Genomic DNA, 17175 nt, shown 5'->3' with positions numbered 1-17175 from the left:
CCGCCCTTCGCTGTTTTCCGGGACGGTCGCTCTCAGCCGAGCTCGTAGTCGAGGTGGAAGGAGTGGGCGCCGTCGTCGCTGACGATCTGGCCCCCGCCCCGGATGCCCAGCAGTTCGCCGGTGCCCGAGTCGGGGAGGATCGTCCAGCTCAGCGTGGACTCCCCGGCGTGTGCCGTGGCCGTGTGGTGGAGCACGAAGGTGCCCTTGCGGCCGTGCGCGGTGCCGGTACGTGTCCCCTTCGGGCGCGGCTCTCCACCCGTGACCGCGACGGCGAGAAGGGGACGCTCTAGGAAAGACGCCATTTATCCATGTTCCAGGTGATGGTCGACTGTGCGGGGTTGGGGACGACGTTCTGGAGCGTCTCGTCCCACGCGCTGAGGCCCGGATGCTGGAACAGCGGGATGGTGGCCAGGTCACTCCAGAGCCGCTTCTCGATCTCGCCGATGATCGGGTCCTGGGCGGCCAGGTCCACCGTCGAGTTCAACTCCTTGATGAGGAGGTCGACCCGCCTGCTGGAGTAGCAGCCGTTGTTGTTGCCCTTGCTGTGGGCGTCGCACTTCTGCGGTGAGGTGAAACTGGAGGCCCAGCCGCTGACCAGGGACGAACCCGACCAGGCGAACAGTGCCACGTCGTAGCCGTTGGTCGGCATCACGGTGCCCAGGAAATCCTCGGAGCCCTTGTCGACGACCTTGAAGCCGGCCTTGTTGCAGGAGTCGATGATGAGCTGCACCGCCGCGGTGCGGCGCGGGTTCGGGGTCTGGTAGCCGATGTTGACCTCCAGCCCCGTCTTGCCGGCTTTCCGCAGCAGTTCCCTGGCACCCGCGATGTCCTGTCGCGTGTAAACGTCGGCGCTGCCGCTGGCGGCCACGACCGCGGTGCTGTTGGTCTGGAACGGAGCCACGGTGCGGATCTGCAGGGGCCTGGCGGCGGGTGCGACGGGCTTGATCAGGCTGTCGACGATGAGCTGCCTGGGCACGCACCTGGCGAACGCCTCGCGCAGCCTCCTGTCGCGGAACGGACTGGAGTCGAAGTTGAAGTCCAGGTGCTCGTAGGTGTACTTGTCGGAGACGCTGACCTTCACCCCTCGCAGGGACTGCAACTGCTTGAGCACCTCGGGTCCCGGCTGTGGCTCGACGATCTGGACCTCGCGGTTCTGCAACGCCTGTGCCTGCTCGTCGAGGGTGATGAAACGCTCGACGATCGTCGGGGTCGCGGCGGGAGTGCCCCACCACCTGTCGTTGGCGATGAGGGTCAGCCGCTGTCCGGCGTCCAGTTTGGAGAGCTTGTACGGTCCCGAGGACGGGATCAGCCTGGCCTCGGGCAGTCTTCCCTCGGAGACCCAGCCGTCGTTGAAGAACCGGATGCCCTCGGCGAGCTTCTTCGCGTCGGTGTTCCTGACCGCCGCGATGAAGTCCTCCTCGGACAGGCCGTCCTGCTCGGCGACCACGTGGGCCGGCAGTATCTCGGTCGCGCCGGGGCCACCGGCCACCCAGTCCGCGAACGGCTTGTCATAGACCAGGGTGAACTCCTTGCCGCCCTTCTCGCAGTCGGGGACCTCGGTGTCCTGGACGCCGTTGGTGTCGGCGGAGGCGAAGCCCTTGACCTTGCCGGATCGGAAGGCCCACCACAGCATGACGTCGTCGCAGTCGATCGGGGTGCCGTCGGACCAGACCGCCTTGGCGTTGATCGTGTACTTGACGCTCAGCGGGGCGTCGGAGATCTTCTCGTAGGTTCCGAAGTCCCTGTCGGGGACGATCTCGCCTTTGTCGCCGTAGAACCAGAAACCCGTGCGCACCCGCTGCAGGGGCGCCGCGTTGCGCGTGGCGTTCTCGGCGGTGGTGTTGTTGTTGTAGGAGTGGAACTCCTGCTCGTACGCGTAGGTGATGGTCTCGGCCGGTCGGATCGACTCCGGGTCCGATGCCGTCGGGTCGTCCGCCGGATCGGTGTTCGCGCAGGCGCTGAGCAGGAGCGCGCCGCATGCCAGCAGTGTCAGGACCCCTGTCGGCCTTCGTGCGTGGAACACGGCACCACCCCTTCGGTCGCCCGTTCTCCGGCCGGCCCCGTACCGGTCGAGCGGAGCGCGAGCATCGTCACTCCCTCATGACCGGCGAGACCGGAGACCGGCCTCGCGTCTCCCCGTGACCATGCCGGATGCGAGACTCACAGTTGACGAGAATAGAAAAAACAGAACCTTTGAGCGAATTCTCCCAATATGTGAGACGGTCACTCCCGAACTCTGGACGTGTCCGCATACGGGAAGGGTGCCCGAGTAAGGGAACGCGACGGCACCGCCGGAGCGGATATGGCCCGATCCTTGTGGATGTTGACACTCGGGTCACTCGCGTGACGTGTTCTCCCCCTCGATTATGGGGCGCATGACAACGACTCTTCGGGCGCCCGACCGCAAGCTGCACCGCGCCTGGATCGTGGCGGGAGTCGCATTCGTGGCCATCCTCGGCGCGGCCGGGTTCCGGGCGACGCCCGGCGTGCTGATCACACCGCTCCAGGAGGAGTTCGGCTGGTCCCGGGGCACGATCTCGCTGGCCGTCTCGGTCAACCTCATGCTCTACGGGCTGACCGCGCCCTTCGCGGCCGCGCTCATGGACCGCTTTGGAATGCGCAGGATCGTGACGTACGCCCTGCTGCTGGTCGCCGCGGGCAGCGGGTTGACCATCCTGATGAACGCCCCCTGGCAACTCGTCCTGTGCTGGGGCGTCCTGGTCGGCCTCGGCACCGGCTCGATGGCCCTGGTCTTCGCCGCGACCCTCACCGAACGCTGGTTCGTCCGTCACCGCGGCCTCGTCACCGGCGTGCTCACCGCGGGCGGCGCCACCGGGCAGCTCGTCTTCCTGCCCGTCCTCGCGCACCTGGCGGCCGACAGGGGCTGGCGGTCGGCCGCGATCACGGTCGCCGTCGCGGCTCTGGTCGTGGTCCCCCTGGTCTGGTTCCTGCTGCGTGACCGGCCTGAGGACGTGGGCACCACAGCTCTGGGCGCCGACCCCGCCGCGCCCCCGGCTGTGCGGCCCACGCGGACCGGTGGCGCCGCCTCGCGGGCCCTCGGCGTGCTGTGGAGCGCCGCGCGGACGCGTCCCTTCTGGCTGCTCGCCGGAGGGTTCGCGATCTGTGGGATGAGCACCAACGGCCTGGTGGGTACCCACTTCATCCCTGCCGCCCACGACCACGGCATGGCCGAGCCGACCGCCGCCGGGCTGCTCGCGCTGGTCGGGATCTTCGACGTGGTCGGCACCGTGGCGTCCGGATGGCTGAGCGACAAGGTCGACTCGCGCGTCCTCCTCGGCGCCTACTACGGGCTGCGGGGTCTGTCGTTGATGGCCCTGCCAAGCCTGTTCGGGGCCACCGCCGAGCCCAGCATGCTCGTCTTCATCATCTTCTACGGCCTCGACTGGGTGGCCACGGTCCCGCCGACCGTCGCCCTGTGCCGCCAGATCTACGGTCCCGACGGGGCCGTGGTGTTCGGCTGGGTCTTCGCCTCCCACCAGATCGGCGCGGCGGTCGCCGCGGTCGCCGCGGGAGTCACCCGTGACCACTTCGGCGCCTACGACCTCGCCTGGTACGCCGCGGGGTTCCTCTGTCTCGCCGCCGCGCTCATGTCGGTGGTCATCACCAGGAAGCAGGCGTTCTTGAAGGCCTGACGTCATCCCTGTCCCGAAGGGATGGGCAGTTGGGGCACAGCCGTCCGGTGGGCCGGTGAGGAAGGTACTCGTTCCCGAAGTGTGATGGGGATCCCGCACGGGAAAACCGGATTTGTCGTACGCTCCCGATCGTGCTCGATGGGTTGGGTGGGACTCAGGGGACCCGGGAGACGGGTCCCGCGCCGACGTACGTGACCGCCGAGGCGGAGACGTCGGAGTTGCCGAAAATCGTGGCGGAGAGCCCCCCGAAGCCGTCGGACTCACCGGTGAAGCGGTCCCGTATCGGCGACCTGCCGATGCGAGTGATCTATCGCATCCTGGCCGTGGGCGTCGCGCTGGTCCTGGCCGCCGTCGCGACGGTGGTCGGTTTCGTCTCCTCGGGCTCCTCAGATCAACCGGGCGGGGGAAAGACGGGGCAGGTCGCCGCGCCATCTGCCGCGCCACCCTCGCCCGGTCCAGGCTCGCCGGAGCCGTCCGCCCCGGTGTCGGCGTCGGCTTCGGAGCAGGCGTCCCCATCGGAGAGCCCTGCCGAGACGGCCTCCCCCTCCCCCTCGCCTGAGGGCTGGGAGCCGGCACCCGACCGTAGCGCCGTCATCGCGGCGCTCGCCGACTCCCGGGTGCCCGCACTGCCGCGTGACAAGCGGCTCGGCCGGCTTCCCGGCAAGGTGTACAAGAGCAAGCGCCGCGTCGAGGACGACAGGTCGGGGGTGTCGCTGATCCGTTTCGGCAAGCCATGGAAGATCTTCGGTGCGTCGCCGTTCTCCACCAAGCAGGTGCTGCCGAAGGTGAAGGGGGTCGCTCACCGGGCGATGCTCGCGAGCTGTCCGGTGCCGATCCTGGTGCAGCGGAAGCCGAAGGACACCGCGCTGCTGGCGGCCCGGTGGACGCTCAACCACCATCCCAAGGGCAGCAGGATCGCGTGGGTCGCCTCGCAGCCGATCAAGGGCGGCTGGATGCTCGCCTACCGGGTGAAGTACAAGATCAAGAAAAAGACGCGCTCCTCCATGGCCGCCGTCGCCGTGGTCCAGGGTCCCGGCGCCAAGCCCGCGATGCTCTTCGTGACGATCCCCGACGCCCAGAGCAAGCGCTGGCGCGATATCAACACCGCGGTCTCCTCCCTCAGATTATTGAAGTAAGCCCCATCTGGGCAGGAATCGCGGTATCCGTGTGACCTGATGAAACTCGGCTGCCCGCCGGGGCGCCCGCCTTCGCCCCATGGCTGACCTTTGGCGGCCCCGTCGCGGGCCGACGCCTGGATGCGCTGCCCGCGGACCTCCGGCCGGACGCCCGTCGCAGGGGGTTTCCGCCTGTGGCGAAGGGGCGGCCGGAGCCGCGCTAGGCTCGGTCGGCGTGACCCGGATAGTCCTCGCCTCCGCATCCCCCGCCCGCCTCGCCCTGCTCCGCAGCGCCGGACTCGACCCAGGAGTGATCGTCAGTGGTGTGGACGAGGAGGCCGTCACCGCCGACAGCCCGAGCGAACTCAGCCTCGTGCTGGCCCGCGCGAAGGCGGCCGTGGTGGCCGAGGGCCTGACCGACGGCCTGGTCATCGGCTGCGACTCCGTGCTGGAGCTCGACGGCCGGGCCTACGGCAAGCCGTCCTCACCCGAGGAGGCGGTCGCCCGCTGGCGGGACATGCGCGGCCGCGAGGGCCGCCTGCTCACCGGCCACTGCGTGATCGACGCCGCGGACGGGCGCGAGGTGGCGGAGGTGGGTGCGACGGTCGTGCGCTTCGGTACCGCCACCGACGACGAGATCGCCGCCTACGTCACCACCGGCGAGCCTCTGCACGTGGCCGGAGCCTTCACCCTGGACGGCCGCGGCGGCTGGTTCGTCGACGGCATCGACGGCGACCACGGCAACGTCCTGGGCATCTCCCTGCCCCTGCTCCGTCGCCTCTTCGCGGCCCTCGGCGTCTCGGTACCCGACCTCTGGCAGCGCGCCTGACGTCTGCGGCCCCGCCCATCGGTGGCCTGCGTCCGCTTTCGCTCGCATACGGGGTATGAGGAGGAGACCGTACCCGTCCCTGTCGCCGTCCGATCCCGATAATCTTCCGGCATGGGTCATTTCCGCTCCTTTATGGACGGCATCGGGTTCTTCTTCCAGGGGCTGCGCTGGGTCGCGCGATATCCGCGCTGGTGGCTGTTCGGGGTGATCCCGGCTCTGATCGCGTTCGTCCTCTACGCGGTCGGCCTCTACCTCCTTGGCAAGAACGCGCTGGACATCGCCGCGTGGGGAACGCCGTTCGCCGACGGGTGGGGCGAGGCGGCGCGGACCGCGCTGCGCGCGCTGGTCGGGCTGGTGCTCTTCGGCACGGGGCTGGTCCTGTCCGTGGTGACCTTTACGGCGGTCACTCTCATTCTGGGCGATCCCTTCTACGAAAAGCTCTCCGAGAAGGTGGAGGAGACCTACGGGGAGGTGCCGACCGGCTACGAGCTCCCGCTGTGGAAGTCGATCCCCAGATCCATCAGGGACAGCCTGGTCACCCTCGGCTGGCTTTTGGTGTTCACGATCCCGCTGTTCTTCCTCGGCTTCGTGCCGGTGGTCGGGCAGACGGTGGTTCCGGTTCTGGGCGCCCTGGTCTCGGGTTTCTTCCTCACGATCGAACTGACCGCGCTGGCCCTGGAGCGCAGGGGAATGGTGCGCAAGAGCCGCTTCGGCCTGCTCCGTGCGAACAAGGCCCCCGTGCTCGGCTTCGGGGTCCTGCTCTTCCTGCTCTTCCTCGTCCCGTTCGTCGCGGTCATCGCGATGCCTCCCGCCGTGGCCGGGGCGGCCATCATGGTCCGCACCCGTCTGGCGCCGGCCGTCCTGTCGGCGGAGCGGGCGGACGGGGGGCCGCGCATCGACAGGGGTATCTGAGCAGCGCGGGTCTCACGCGAATCCGGGCTGCGTGGCCGTGAACCCCTGGCGGTGAACCCCTTTCTGTGGACGGCCACAGGCTCTGTCCACAGAAAGGGGTTCGGGCCGAAAGACGCGGGACCGGGTCCGGGAGGCTTCCGGCCATGACAACAGACAGCCAGGACTCGCCCGAGTCCCTGTTTCCGCCCGTCTCGCAGCCCCGGCTTCTGCTCGGTTCCACCGAAGACGTCCTGGGCGCGGTTCCCTACCTGCTGGGGTTCCACCCCGCGGAGAGCCTGGTCGTCATCGGCCTCACGGGTGGTCTGCCCAGAAGCAGGTTGCACCTCACCGTCCGATGGGACCTGCCCCTGGCGTCCGGCGGTCTCGGCGAGATCGTTCCGCTCTTCCAGAAGGAGGACGTCACCCAGGTCGTCATGGTCGGTTACGGCCCAGGCCCGCTGGTGACCCCGGCCATCGACGAGGCCGGGGCACTGTTCCGCCGGGGCGGTCTCACCGTTGTCGACGCACTCCGGGTGGAGGGCGGCCGTTACTGGTCGTACGGCTGCTCACAGACCGACTGCTGTCCGGTCGACGGTGTGCCGTACGAGCGGCGGGCCACCGTCGTCGCGGCCGAGGCGGTCCTGCACGGGCTGGTCGCGTGGCCGGACAGGCAGGCGCTGGAGCGCTCACTCGACCCGGTCGCCGGGCCCGCGCGGGCGGCCATGCGTGAGGCGACGGGCCGCCTCATGGAGGAGCTGAGCGGCAGACTGACCGGATGTCGTGACGCCGACGAGTTCGCTGTGGAGTTCGTCGCGGAGGGGGTGGCGAGGGTCCGTGAGGCGATCGCCACCTGCGCCTCGGGCGGTCGGCTCGACGACGACCAGGCGGTCAGGCTGGGGCTCGACCTGGCGGTGATCAGGGTTCGCGACGAGGCGTGGGCGCTGGTCGGCGACGACAGCCATGACGTGCATCTCAAGCTCTGGCACGACCTCACCCGGAGGCTGGAACCGAGGTTCGTGCCCCCGGCAGCCTCACTGCTCGGCCTGGTCGCCTGGCGGCGGGGCGACTCCGCGCTGGCGGGCGTCGCCCTCACCCGGGCGCTTGAGGCCGATCCCGGCTACTCGATGGCTCACCTGCTCACGCACGCGGTCCGCCACCTGGTCCCGCCACACGCCCTCAACGACAGGATGCCCAGCCCCGAGGAGCTGGACCAGGAGATGGGCAGCCCGAAGATGGCCTGGCTGCTCCCGATGGCCGCATTGCTGGAAGAACCCGGCGGTCCCGTTCACGATGCGACCACCGGGTTCCTGGCTCAGCTCTCCGCGCGTTTCTGGCGCTCGTTGTAGGCCCTCATCCTGGGGGGATAGCCGGTCAGTTGCACGTCGTAGACGGGCAGGGACAGGTCGCGGGCCACCTTGCGGATCACCGCGGGGGAGCCGACCCGGCGCCGGGTCCACTCGCCGTCGTCGGCGACGGCCACCGCCGTGGTGTCGGTCGCGAAGGTCTCTGGCTCGACGTAGAACTCCACGCCCCGGCGTGACTTCGCGAAGGCGATGAGCGTCTCGATGTCGGCGTCGGTCGCATCACGGTCGAACTTGGCGATTTTCGGCCCGCGCAGGCGCCTCAACCCATAGCGATCTCGCCATCTCATGTCTCTTTGTATACCTCTCCTGCTCGGTTCGCGGTGAAAGGCCAGGGGTGGATTTCAGGGGCCTATGGGGGTTCATCCTGATATACGGGGCCGACAATGTGGACGAGCATTGAGATCGAAGAGGCGACGAAAGGGTATCGGTCTCATGGCAGGCACAATGACATCGGCGGGCCAGGGGTACGGGCACGGGGGAGTGCCGGTGAGCGGCCCCGCTCCCGGTTACGCGGGGCTCCGGGTCGGCGACCAGGATCGTGAGCGGGTGGTCGAGCACGTCCAGGCAGCCTATGCGGAGGGAAGGCTCGACAGAGTCGAGTTCGACGACAGGCTGGAGCGGGCGATGACGGCACGCGTCCACGGCGACCTCATTCCGATCATGAACGAGCTGTACGGCACGCAGCCGGTCCGGCCCGCCTTCCAACCGCCGGCCACATCTCAGGCGGCGTACGGCCACCACGGGCACCTCGGCAGGCGGGGTGGCGACACCGGAGCGGATCGTCTGGGCGCGGCGGCGGCGCACATGCTCTCGCTGGCCGGCCTGCCCATCCTCGGCCCGCTGGTCATGATGCTCACCGCGGGCAAGACCTCGCCCTACATCCGGGCGCACTCGGTGGAGGCTCTCAACTTCCAGCTGACGCTGATCGCGGCCACCATCGTGCTGGCGATCACGGTTGTGGGCGTCGTCCTGACGCCACTGCTCTGGATCGGCGGCGTGGTCCTGTCCGTGATCGGTGGCGTCGCGGCGATGGGCGACGGCGACTTCCGCTACCCCCTCACACTGCGCCTTGTGAAGTGACACCCAGAAGGCCGGGGCTCGGGACAGGAGGTCAGAGCATGAGGGAGCGGACCGTGTCCACGGTGTCGGCCGTCTCCGCCGTCTTGTCGGGGCGGTAGCGGACGACCCTGGCGAAGCGCAGAGCCATACCGCCGGGGTAACGGCTTGACAGCTGCACGCCGTCGAAGGCGATCTCGACGACCAACTCGGGGCGGACGGCGACCGTCCAGCCGTCGGTGGGGCCCTCGGCGATGCCGAGGAAGCGGTCGGTCTGCCAGGCGAGCAGCTCGTCGGTCAGGCCCTTGAAGGTCTTGCCGAGCATGACGAATCCGCCGCTTCGCGGGTCGCGGGCGCCCAGGTGCAGGTTGGACAGCCTGCCCTCGCGGCGGCCGTGGCCCCATTCGGCGGCCAGGACGACGAGGTCGAGCGTGTGCCGGGGCTTCACCTTGATCCAGCCGGCTCCGCGCCTCCCGGCGGCGTAGGGCATCAGGAGCGACTTGATCACCACACCCTCATGACCGCTCCTGATCGCGTCCTTGAAGAACGCCTCACCGTCCGCGACGTCGCCGGTGACAAGGCGCGGGGTCACCAGCTCCGGGGGCACGGCCGCGGCCAGGGCCGCATGGCGGTCCTCGCCCGGCAGGTCGAGCAGGTCGGCGCCGTCGACCCGCAGCGCGTCGAAGAAGAAGACGCTCAAGGGGGTCTTCTCGCGTACTCGCGACACGTCGGTGCGGCTGGACACACGGCCGGAGGTGACCTGGAAGGGCTCGGGGCGGCCGTCGGGGCGCAGTGCGATGACCTCGCCGTCGAGAACCAGGTCGCTGGAGGGCAGGGCGCTCACCGCCTCGACCAGTTCGGGCACCTGGGTGGTGATGTCGTCGAGGGCACGGGTGAAGACGGACACCCGGTCGCCGGAGCGGTGTGCCTGGACCCTGACCCCGTCGAGTTTCCACTCGACGGCGACCGGGCCGCCGAGCTTGCCGAACGCGGTCGCGACGGAGGCGGCGCTCTGGGCGAGCATCGGCGACACCGGCCGGCAGACCTCCAGGTGGAAGGCACGCAGCGCCTCGACCCCGCCTGACAGGGCGGCGGCACCGACGGCGGGTAGCCGGCCGTGAAGCGTCAGCGCCCGCCTGACCTCGGCGGCCGGAACCTTGGCCGCCTTCGCCACGGCCTCGATCATCACCCCTTCGAGCGCACCCTGGCGCAGCTCGCCCCGGAGCAACCGTGACAGGAAGACCTGTTCCTGGCGGGTTAGGGCACCGAACAGCTCGGCGACGAGCGTCCTGCGTGCGTTCTGCGAGCCGGGACCGGCCAGGGACTTGACGCGGTCGAGGAGGTCGTGGACCTCGCGCAGGGTGGCGGTGGCGACCAGCCGGGGTTCGGGTGGATCCTGCAGGCTCGTCCAGCCCACACCGACGTTGCGCTGTGGCAGCTCTCCGGAGAGGTAGGCGATGGCGATCTCCGCCTCGTCCGGCTCGACCCGGCCGAGCAGCTCCGCGAGGTGGGCGGTCTTCGCCAGCCGGGCGGAGCCGGCGGCCACGGCTGCCGAGGTGCGCGCGAGGTCGATCAACAACACAGTGGCCAGCCTAAGAGCTGTAAGCGACATTTCGGTGAGGCGAGGGTCTGCTTTTCACGGGCCGTCGCATTCCCGGAAGGGGGGAGGAGCCCCTCGAAGCGCGTCACCCCCCGAAAACACGCGCGAAAACGGGTGGGCGGGCGGACCGCCCCCGTTACCGATGTTCGATGTCCGCTCGTGCGGGGACATCGGGATTCGGTGGTGAGGGCGGCCCGCCCGCCGGTGCTGTCTCGCCTCCCGGGCGTCAGCTCACGCCGAGCAGGTCCACGACGAAGATGAGCGTCTCGCCCGGCTTGATGCGGCTTCCCGCACCGGCGTTGCCGTAGCCGAGGTGCGGCGGGATGGTGAGGCGGCGACGGCCGCCGACCTTCATGCCCGCGACGCCCTGGTCCCAGCCCGCGATGACCCGGCCCCCGCCCAGCGGAAACTGGAAGGTGTCGCCGCGGTTCCACGACGCGTCGAACTCCTCGCCTGTCGAGAAGGCCACGCCGACGTAGTGCACGGTGACCTGGTGCCCCGGCTTGGCCTCCGGGCCGTCCCCTACGACGATGTCGACGATCTCCAGCTCCGAGGGCGGGGTGCCTTCCGGAAAGTCGATCTCCGGCTTCTCCAGTGCCACGTGGTTCTCCTTGGTTGGATACGCGCCGGTCGATTTCCGACCGGCCGGACGACTCTACGGGGTCCGGCGCCGCCACGAGAGCCACGGGGACCGGGTGGCTTCCGAGTCGTCCTCCGGAAAGGACCGTGCGGAGCGGCCGGGAGACGGGACGCACACGGGATTCACCACCGGAGTTGCGCGCCGTGCACGCCGCGATCGCGGACGGGGTGGACGCGCGTGGTTACCTGGTCTGGTCGCTACTGGATAATGAGGAACCTGGCGACCCAGCGGACCAACTCGGTCGCGCTGGTCGTCTCGGAGTCGCCGAACCGGGTGTTCTCCGACGACCCGATGTTCTCCACGGTCATCCGCTCGGCCAGCCTGGAGCTGGAGGCCGTCAACAAGCAGGTCGTGCTGCTGCTGGCCGGGTCGCCGGAGAGCCATGCCCGGGTGGAGAACTACATCGCCGGCGGGCACGTCGACGGGGTCATGCTCGTGTCGAGCCATGGCGCCGACCCGCTTCCGGTCGCGCTCACCCGGCTGCGCGTCCCGGTCATCTCCTACGGCAGGCCTGCCGTGCCGGTCACGATGCCGTACGTGGACAGCGACAACGTCGCCGGCGCGTCCCTGGCCGTGCGGCACCTGCTTGAGCGGGGCAGGCGGCGCATCGCCACCATCGCCGGGCCGCTGGACATGATCGGCGGCCAGGACCGGCTGGCCGGCTACCGCGAGGTGCTGCGCGACTCCGACCGCCGCTCGATCATCGCGGTCGGCGACTTCACCCGCGAGTCCGGTGCGGTCGCGATGCGGCAGCTGCTCGCCGACGATCCCGAGCTCGACGCGGTCTTCGCCGCCAACGACCTGATGGCGATCGGTGCCATGCACGCGCTCCGCCAGGCGGGGCGGCGGATCCCCGAGGAGGTCGCGATCGTGGGCTACGACGACATAGAGGCCGCCCGCTACACCGATCCACCGCTCACGACCATCCGCAATCCGCACGCCGAGCAGGCCGCGACCATGGTCCGGCTCCTGCTCGGTCTCCTCGGCGGAGGACCCGCCGAAACAGTGATCATGCCCACCGAACTGGTCGTCAGGGCATCGTCGTAGACCCCCTGACGATCAGCTCGGTGGGGAGCGTCACCTGCGCCTTCTCCTCCAGATCGAGCACCATGCGCGCGAGCCTCCGTCCCATCTCGACGGTCGGCTGCCTGACCGTGGTCAGCGGGGGCTCGGCGTAGGAGGCGGCGGGGATGTCGTCGAAACCGACCACCGCGACGTCGCCGGGGACCTGCCGCCCCGCCTGGCGCAGGGCCGGTAGCGCGCCCAGGGCCATCAGGTCGTTGGCCACGAACACCGCGTCGATCTCCGGGTCGTCGGCGAGCAGCTGCCGCATCGCGACCGCACCGGACTCGCGGGTGAAGTCGCCGACCGCGACGATGGAGCGGCGGTCGGAGTCGCGCAGCACGGCGCGGTAGCCGTTGAGCCGATCGATCCCGGCGATCATGTCCTGCGGTCCCGCGATGGTCGCGATCCGGCGGCGCCCCTGCTCCACCAGGTGCCGCACCGCGCGCTCGGCGCCGCCGGCGTTGTCCATGTCCACGTACGGCAGACTGCTGGGCACGCTGGGCCGGCCGCTGCACACCACCGGCACGCCGCGCCTGGCGAGGACGCCGGGCAGCGGGTCGGTCCCGTGCATCGAGGCGATGATCACGCCGTCCACGTGGCCGTTGGTGGCGTAACGCTCGACTCGCTGGTAGCCGCCCGCCAGGCCGGTGAGCATCAGCACGAGCTGCTTGTCGGCCTCCTCGATCTCCATGCTGACCCCGCGGATGATCCCGGAGAAGGTGGGGTCCTCGGAGAAGACCCTGGTCGCCGGTTCGGGGAAGACGAGGGCGATCGAGTCGGCCCGCTGAGTGACCAGGCTCCGTGCCGCCTGGTTGGGCACGTAGCCCAGCTCGTCCACGGCGCGGTTGACCGCCTCACGGATCTGCGGCGCCACGCGCGTGGAGCCGTTGACCACGCGCGAGGCGGTCGCCCGGGACACACCGGCCCGGGCGGCCACCTTCTCCAGGGTCGGACGGGCCCTCACAGTCCGTTCCGGCGTACGACCTTGCTGTACCACAGGGCGCTGTCCTTGGGGATACGGCGTTGAGTCCGGTAATCGACATGTACGACGCCAAAGCGTTTGCGGTACCCTTCGGCCCACTCGAAATTGTCCAGCAGGGACCAGACGAGGTAGCCGCGCAGGTCCGCACCCCCTTCGATGGCCGCGTGCGCCGCGCGCAGGTGCCCGTCGAGATACGAGAGGCGGCCGGCGTCGTGCACCTCGCCGTTCTCGACGACGTCGTCGTAGGCGGCGCCGTTCTCGGTGATGATCAGTGGGGTGCCCGGATAGTCGCGCGAGAGCCGCAGGAGCAGGTCGGTCAGGCCGAACGGCTGGACCGGCCAGCCCATCGCGGTCTTCGGCGCGTCGGCGAGGCCGAAGGCGATGCCCTCGCTGCCCGGGTAGACGGGGTTGGCGGGCTCGCCGACGCGGGCGGCCACGGTCTGCGGGTGGTAGTAGTTCACGCCCAGCAGGTCGATCGGCCGGCTGATGATCTCCAGGTCTCCGTCCTGGACGAAGGACCAGTCGGTGAAACGGCGGGCCCGCTCCACGACGTCGGCGGGATACTCGCCGCGGAGTATCGGGTCCAGGAAGATCCGGTTCTGCAGGCCGTCGACGAGCTCGGTCGCCGCGACGTCGTCGCCGAGCACGGGGGCGAGGTTGAGCGTGATGCCGACCTTGGTGGCGCCCGAGGCGCGCAGCGCCTGGACCACCAGGCCGTGGCCGAGCAGTAGGTGGTGGGTGGCGGCGAAGCCCAGCGCGGGCTCGGCGAGGCCGGGAGCGTGGATGCCCGAGGCGTAGCCGAGGAAGGCCGAGCACCAGGGCTCGTTCAGGGTGGTCCACGTCTCGACCCGGTCACCCAGCCGGCCGTGCGTGATCGCGGCGTAGTCGGCGAAGTGCGCGGCGGTCTCCCTGTTGGTCCAGCCACCGCGATCCTCCAGCGTCTGCGGCAGGTCCCAGTGGTAGAGCGTCACGATCGGGGTGATGCCCGCGCCGAGGAGTTCGTCGACGAGACGGTCGTAGAAGTCCAGGCCGCGCGGGTTCACCGGGCCCGAGCCGTCGGGCTGCAGGCGGGGCCAGGAGATGGAGAAGCGGTAGGCCGCGAGGCCGAGGTCGCGCATGATGGCGACGTCCTCGGGGTAGCGGTGGTAATGGTCGCATGCGACGTCACCGGTGTGGCCCGCGTGGACCTTGCCGGGGGTCCGGGAGAAGGTGTCCCAGATCGAGGCCCCCCTGCCGTCGTCCCGGGCGGCGCCCTCGATCTGGTAGGCCGCGGTCGCGGCACCCCAGACGAAGCCCTCGGGAAACCTCAGCACGCCGGAGTCCCGAAGGTCGTAGGACTTTTCGGCGGACATGGTCATGTCCTCACCGTCCCATTCTGTTTGACTGTACCGTGAGAGCGCTCTCACGAGCATCACGGTATCGCAGGGATCGTGTCAAGAAAAATGAGACTGTAACCGTAATATCACAGTTCTTGACATTGCATGGTGTGCGGACAATTCTTCCAGAGAGCGCTCTCTCACTCCCCGGCAATGTACGTATGGAGGAAGGTCCATGTCGCTCCTCTCTCGGCCCAATCGTGCCATCCTGGTGGCAGGCACCATAGGGCTGGCGCTGGTCGCCACCGCATGTGGATCCACGGAGGCCAAGCCATCGGCGGGCGGCGGCAGCAGCACGTCCCCCGAATGCGCCGCCTTCAGCCAGTACGGTAAGCACGAGGGCAAGACCGTCAGCATCTACTCGCCGATCCGCGACGCGGAGGCCGACCTCTTCGAGCAGGCGTGGAAGCCGTTCGCCCAGTGCACCGGAATCAAGATCACATACGAGGGCACCGGCGAGTTCGAGGCTCAGATCCAGGTCCGTGCGGACGGCGGCAACCCGCCCGACATCGCCTTCTTCCCCCAGCCGGGTCTGCTGGAGCGCTTCGCCAAGGCCGGCAAGCTCAAGCCCGCCTCCGAAGAGGTCAAGAAGCTCACCGGCGAGGGCTGGTCGGCGGACTGGGCCAAGTACGCCACGGTCGACGGCACCTTCTACGGCGCTCCGCTGGGCGCCAGCGTGAAGTCCTTCGTGTGGTACTCGCCGAAGATGTTCACCGAGAAGGGCTGGGCCGTCCCCAAGACCTGGGACGAGCTCATGACGCTCAGCACCACGATCGCCGGCACCGGCGTCAAGCCGTGGTGCGCGGGCATCGAGTCCGGTGACGCGACCGGCTGGCCGGCCACCGACTGGATCGAGGACATCCTGCTCCGGGAGATCGGCCCCGAGGGCTACGACGACTGGGTGAGCCACAAACTGCCGTTCAACGACCCCAAGGTCGTCGCCGCGGTGGACAAGGTCGGCGCGATCCTCAAGAACGACAAGTTCGTCAACGGCGGCTACGGCCCGGTCAAGTCGATCGCCAGCACCGCCTTCCAGGAGGGCGGCGTCCCGATCACCGAGGGCAAGTGCGCCCTGCACCGCCAGGCGTCCTTCTACGCGAACTTCTGGCCCGAGGGCACCAAGGTCGCCGAGGACGGCGACGTGTTCGCCTTCTACCTGCCGGGCAACGACCCGGCCAAGAAGCCGGTGCTCGGCGCGGGCGAGTTCGTGGCGGCCTTCACCGACCGCCCCGAGGTCCAGACCGTCCAGGCATACCTCGCCTCCGCGGAGTTCCCCGCCGCCCGGATGAAGCTGGGCACCTACGTCACCGCCCGCAAGGGCGTCGACTCGGCCAACGCCCAGAACCCGATCGACAAGCTCTCCATGGAGATGCTGCAGGACCCGAGCACGATCTTCCGCTTCGACGGCTCGGACCTGATGCCGGCCGCGGTGGGCGCGGGCACGTTCTGGAAGGGCATGACCGACTGGATCAACGGCAAGGACACCAAGACGGTCCTCGACTACATCGAGGCCTCCTGGCCCAAGTCCTGACCTGACTGACGGGTCCGGTCCCGCGTGACGCGGGACCGGACCGTCGTTCCCCCCCCGGCCCGATCCTCCCGGGAGATCCTCCGATGGATTTCGACTTCGCCGCAGAACTGCCCAAACTCGTCCAACTGCTGATCGGCGTCGCCGCGTTCCTCGTGGTGGTCGCGGTGATACTGGTGCTGGTCGACCGCGCCCCGATGCGACGGCGCGCCTGGACCCACGCCACCATCCTGCTGCTGCCCGCACTCCTGCTTCTCACCATCGGCCTGGTCATACCGGCCGTGAGGACCACCCTGCTGTCGTTCATGAGCGGTGACGGCAAGCAGTGGGTGGGCATGGACAACTACGGCTGGATGTTCACCCAGCCGGAAGCGGTGACCGTGCTGCGCAACACCCTCATCTGGGTGCTGCTCGTCCCGCTGCTGGTGACCTCGGTCGGGCTGATCTACGCCGTCCTGGTGGACCGCACCCGCTTCGAGTCGCTCGCCAAGTCGCTGGTCTTCCTGCCGATGGCGATCTCCTTCGTCGGCGCGGGCATCATCTGGCGCTTCGTCTACGCCTACCGCTCCGAGGAGCAGGACCAGATCGGCCTGCTCAACCAGCTCGTGGTCGCCGTCGGCGGCGAGCCGCAGCAGTGGCTCCAGGAGCCCCCGATCAACACGCTCTTCCTGATCGTGGTCATGGTCTGGATCCAGGCGGGCTTCGCCACGGTGGTGCTCTCGGCGGCCATCAAGGGCATCCCCGCCGAGATCGTCGAGGCCGCCAAGCTGGACGGCGCGAACCCGATACAGATGTTCTTCAGGGTGACGCTTCCCTCCATCCGCTCGGCCATCGTCGTCGTGATGGTCACCCAGTCGATCGGCACGCTCAAGCTGTTCGACATCGTCCGCACCATGACCGGCGGTCAGTTCGACACCAGCGTCATCGCCAACGAGATGTACAACCAGGCCTTCCGGTACGGCGAGACGGGCAAGGGCGCGGCACTCGCGGTCTTCCTGTTCGTACTGGTCACCCCGATCGTGATCTACCAGATCCGCCAGCGCAGGGAGGCCCTGAGGTGACCGGGCGAGCAGGCT

At 69.2% G+C, this 17175-nt stretch carries 16 protein-coding genes; 9 read left to right on the top strand and 7 right to left on the bottom strand.

What is annotated here, in order from left to right; all coding sequences use genetic code 11:
* Window positions 1-32 precede the first annotated feature (32 nt).
* Complete coding sequence (locus tag OG884_RS05215; RefSeq protein ID WP_326642677.1) at window positions 33-302, bottom strand: DUF3224 domain-containing protein; 270 nt, start codon at window positions 300-302, stop codon at window positions 33-35.
* A complete protein-coding gene (locus tag OG884_RS05210; RefSeq protein ID WP_326642675.1) occupies window positions 287-2023 on the bottom strand; it encodes an ABC transporter family substrate-binding protein in 1737 nt (578 codons plus the stop codon). Before OG884_RS05210 ends, OG884_RS05215 begins: the two co-directional genes overlap by 16 nt.
* Window positions 2024-2375: 352 nt before the next feature.
* Here OG884_RS05210 and OG884_RS05205 point away from each other — a divergent pair, with 352 nt between their 5' ends.
* From OG884_RS05205 to OG884_RS05185, 5 genes are all read left to right on the top strand, one after another.
* The gene (locus OG884_RS05205; RefSeq protein WP_326642672.1) at window positions 2376-3653 is read left to right on the top strand and encodes an MFS transporter; all 1278 of its coding nucleotides are present in this window, start codon (window positions 2376-2378) and stop codon (window positions 3651-3653) included.
* Window positions 3654-3784: 131 nt separating this feature from the next.
* The gene (locus tag OG884_RS05200) at window positions 3785-4789 is read left to right on the top strand and encodes a hypothetical protein (RefSeq protein WP_326642670.1); all 1005 of its coding nucleotides are present in this window, start codon (window positions 3785-3787) and stop codon (window positions 4787-4789) included.
* Window positions 4790-5003: 214 nt separating this feature from the next.
* Window positions 5004-5597 carry a Maf family protein gene (locus tag OG884_RS05195; protein ID WP_326642668.1) on the top strand — a complete coding sequence of 198 codons (594 nt, stop codon included), beginning with the start codon at window positions 5004-5006 and terminating at the stop codon, window positions 5595-5597.
* 111 nt (window positions 5598-5708) lie between these two features.
* Window positions 5709-6509: an EI24 domain-containing protein gene (locus OG884_RS05190; protein ID WP_326642666.1), complete on the top strand. Its 801-nt coding sequence runs from the start codon at window positions 5709-5711 to the stop codon at window positions 6507-6509.
* 143 nt (window positions 6510-6652) lie between these two features.
* The gene (locus tag OG884_RS05185) at window positions 6653-7834 is read left to right on the top strand and encodes a DUF4192 domain-containing protein (RefSeq protein WP_326642664.1); all 1182 of its coding nucleotides are present in this window, start codon (window positions 6653-6655) and stop codon (window positions 7832-7834) included.
* On the opposite strand, the gene OG884_RS05180 is transcribed toward OG884_RS05185, so the two are convergent.
* Window positions 7801-8139, bottom strand: a complete 339-nt coding sequence (locus OG884_RS05180) for a hypothetical protein (RefSeq protein WP_326642662.1) — start codon at window positions 8137-8139, stop codon at window positions 7801-7803. The genes OG884_RS05185 and OG884_RS05180 overlap by 34 nt on opposite strands.
* Before the next feature lie 145 nt (window positions 8140-8284).
* On the opposite strand from OG884_RS05180, the gene OG884_RS05175 reads away from it, so the two are divergent.
* On the top strand, window positions 8285-8932 hold the full coding sequence (locus OG884_RS05175) for a DUF1707 and DUF4870 domain-containing protein (protein WP_326642660.1): 648 nt from the start codon (window positions 8285-8287) through the stop codon (window positions 8930-8932).
* A 31-nt stretch (window positions 8933-8963) separates the two neighbouring features.
* Here OG884_RS05175 and OG884_RS05170 read toward each other — a convergent pair whose 3' ends face one another.
* Both OG884_RS05170 and OG884_RS05165 read right to left on the bottom strand, forming a co-directional pair.
* A complete protein-coding gene (locus OG884_RS05170) occupies window positions 8964-10490 on the bottom strand; it encodes an ATP-dependent DNA ligase (RefSeq protein ID WP_326642658.1) in 1527 nt (508 codons plus the stop codon).
* Between the two features lie 244 nt (window positions 10491-10734).
* Window positions 10735-11109: an FKBP-type peptidyl-prolyl cis-trans isomerase gene (locus tag OG884_RS05165; protein WP_326642656.1), complete on the bottom strand. Its 375-nt coding sequence runs from the start codon at window positions 11107-11109 to the stop codon at window positions 10735-10737.
* Between the two features lie 216 nt (window positions 11110-11325).
* Between OG884_RS05165 and OG884_RS05160 the strand changes: the two genes are divergently transcribed.
* Window positions 11326-12195 (top strand): LacI family DNA-binding transcriptional regulator, encoded by an 870-nt coding sequence (locus tag OG884_RS05160; protein WP_326642654.1) that lies wholly within the window; start codon window positions 11326-11328, stop codon window positions 12193-12195.
* Here OG884_RS05160 and OG884_RS05155 read toward each other — a convergent pair.
* Together OG884_RS05155 and OG884_RS05150 are read right to left on the bottom strand one after the other, a co-directional pair.
* Window positions 12179-13177: a LacI family DNA-binding transcriptional regulator gene (locus tag OG884_RS05155; protein WP_326642652.1), complete on the bottom strand. Its 999-nt coding sequence runs from the start codon at window positions 13175-13177 to the stop codon at window positions 12179-12181. The two genes, OG884_RS05160 and OG884_RS05155, sit on opposite strands and share 17 nt — an antisense overlap.
* The gene (locus OG884_RS05150; RefSeq protein WP_326642650.1) at window positions 13174-14553 is read right to left on the bottom strand and encodes a GH1 family beta-glucosidase; all 1380 of its coding nucleotides are present in this window, start codon (window positions 14551-14553) and stop codon (window positions 13174-13176) included. Before OG884_RS05150 ends, OG884_RS05155 begins: the two co-directional genes overlap by 4 nt.
* Window positions 14554-14746: 193 nt before the next feature.
* Here OG884_RS05150 and OG884_RS05145 point away from each other — a divergent pair, with 193 nt between their 5' ends.
* Both OG884_RS05145 and OG884_RS05140 read left to right on the top strand, forming a co-directional pair.
* A complete protein-coding gene (locus OG884_RS05145; RefSeq protein ID WP_326642648.1) occupies window positions 14747-16102 on the top strand; it encodes an ABC transporter substrate-binding protein in 1356 nt (451 codons plus the stop codon).
* Window positions 16103-16185: 83 nt separating this feature from the next.
* Window positions 16186-17160, top strand: coding sequence for a carbohydrate ABC transporter permease (locus OG884_RS05140; RefSeq protein ID WP_326642646.1), 975 nt, complete (start codon window positions 16186-16188; stop codon window positions 17158-17160).
* Window positions 17161-17175: the final 15 nt, after the last annotated feature.

It is taken from the genome of Streptosporangium sp. NBC_01755 (assembly GCF_035917995.1).
Taxonomy (GTDB): domain Bacteria; phylum Actinomycetota; class Actinomycetes; order Streptosporangiales; family Streptosporangiaceae; genus Streptosporangium.
This window is presented reverse-complemented; position numbering and strand designations above follow the sequence as displayed.

Excerpts from the sequence above, each read along its gene's own strand:
- OG884_RS05215 (WP_326642677.1), bottom strand. The coding sequence starts at position 302 with ATGGCGTCTTTCCTAGAGCGTCCCCTTCTCGCCGTCGCGGTCACGGGT.
- OG884_RS05205 (WP_326642672.1), top strand. The coding sequence starts at position 2,376 with ATGACAACGACTCTTCGGGCGCCCGACCGCAAGCTGCACCGCGCCTGG.
- OG884_RS05190 (WP_326642666.1), top strand. The coding sequence starts at position 5,709 with ATGGGTCATTTCCGCTCCTTTATGGACGGCATCGGGTTCTTCTTCCAG.
- OG884_RS05185 (WP_326642664.1), top strand. The coding sequence starts at position 6,653 with ATGACAACAGACAGCCAGGACTCGCCCGAGTCCCTGTTTCCGCCCGTC.
- OG884_RS05180 (WP_326642662.1), bottom strand. The coding sequence starts at position 8,139 with ATGAGATGGCGAGATCGCTATGGGTTGAGGCGCCTGCGCGGGCCGAAA.
- OG884_RS05175 (WP_326642660.1), top strand. The coding sequence starts at position 8,285 with ATGGCAGGCACAATGACATCGGCGGGCCAGGGGTACGGGCACGGGGGA.
- OG884_RS05150 (WP_326642650.1), bottom strand. The coding sequence starts at position 14,553 with ATGACCATGTCCGCCGAAAAGTCCTACGACCTTCGGGACTCCGGCGTG.
- OG884_RS05145 (WP_326642648.1), top strand. The coding sequence starts at position 14,747 with ATGTCGCTCCTCTCTCGGCCCAATCGTGCCATCCTGGTGGCAGGCACC.
- OG884_RS05140 (WP_326642646.1), top strand. The coding sequence starts at position 16,186 with ATGGATTTCGACTTCGCCGCAGAACTGCCCAAACTCGTCCAACTGCTG.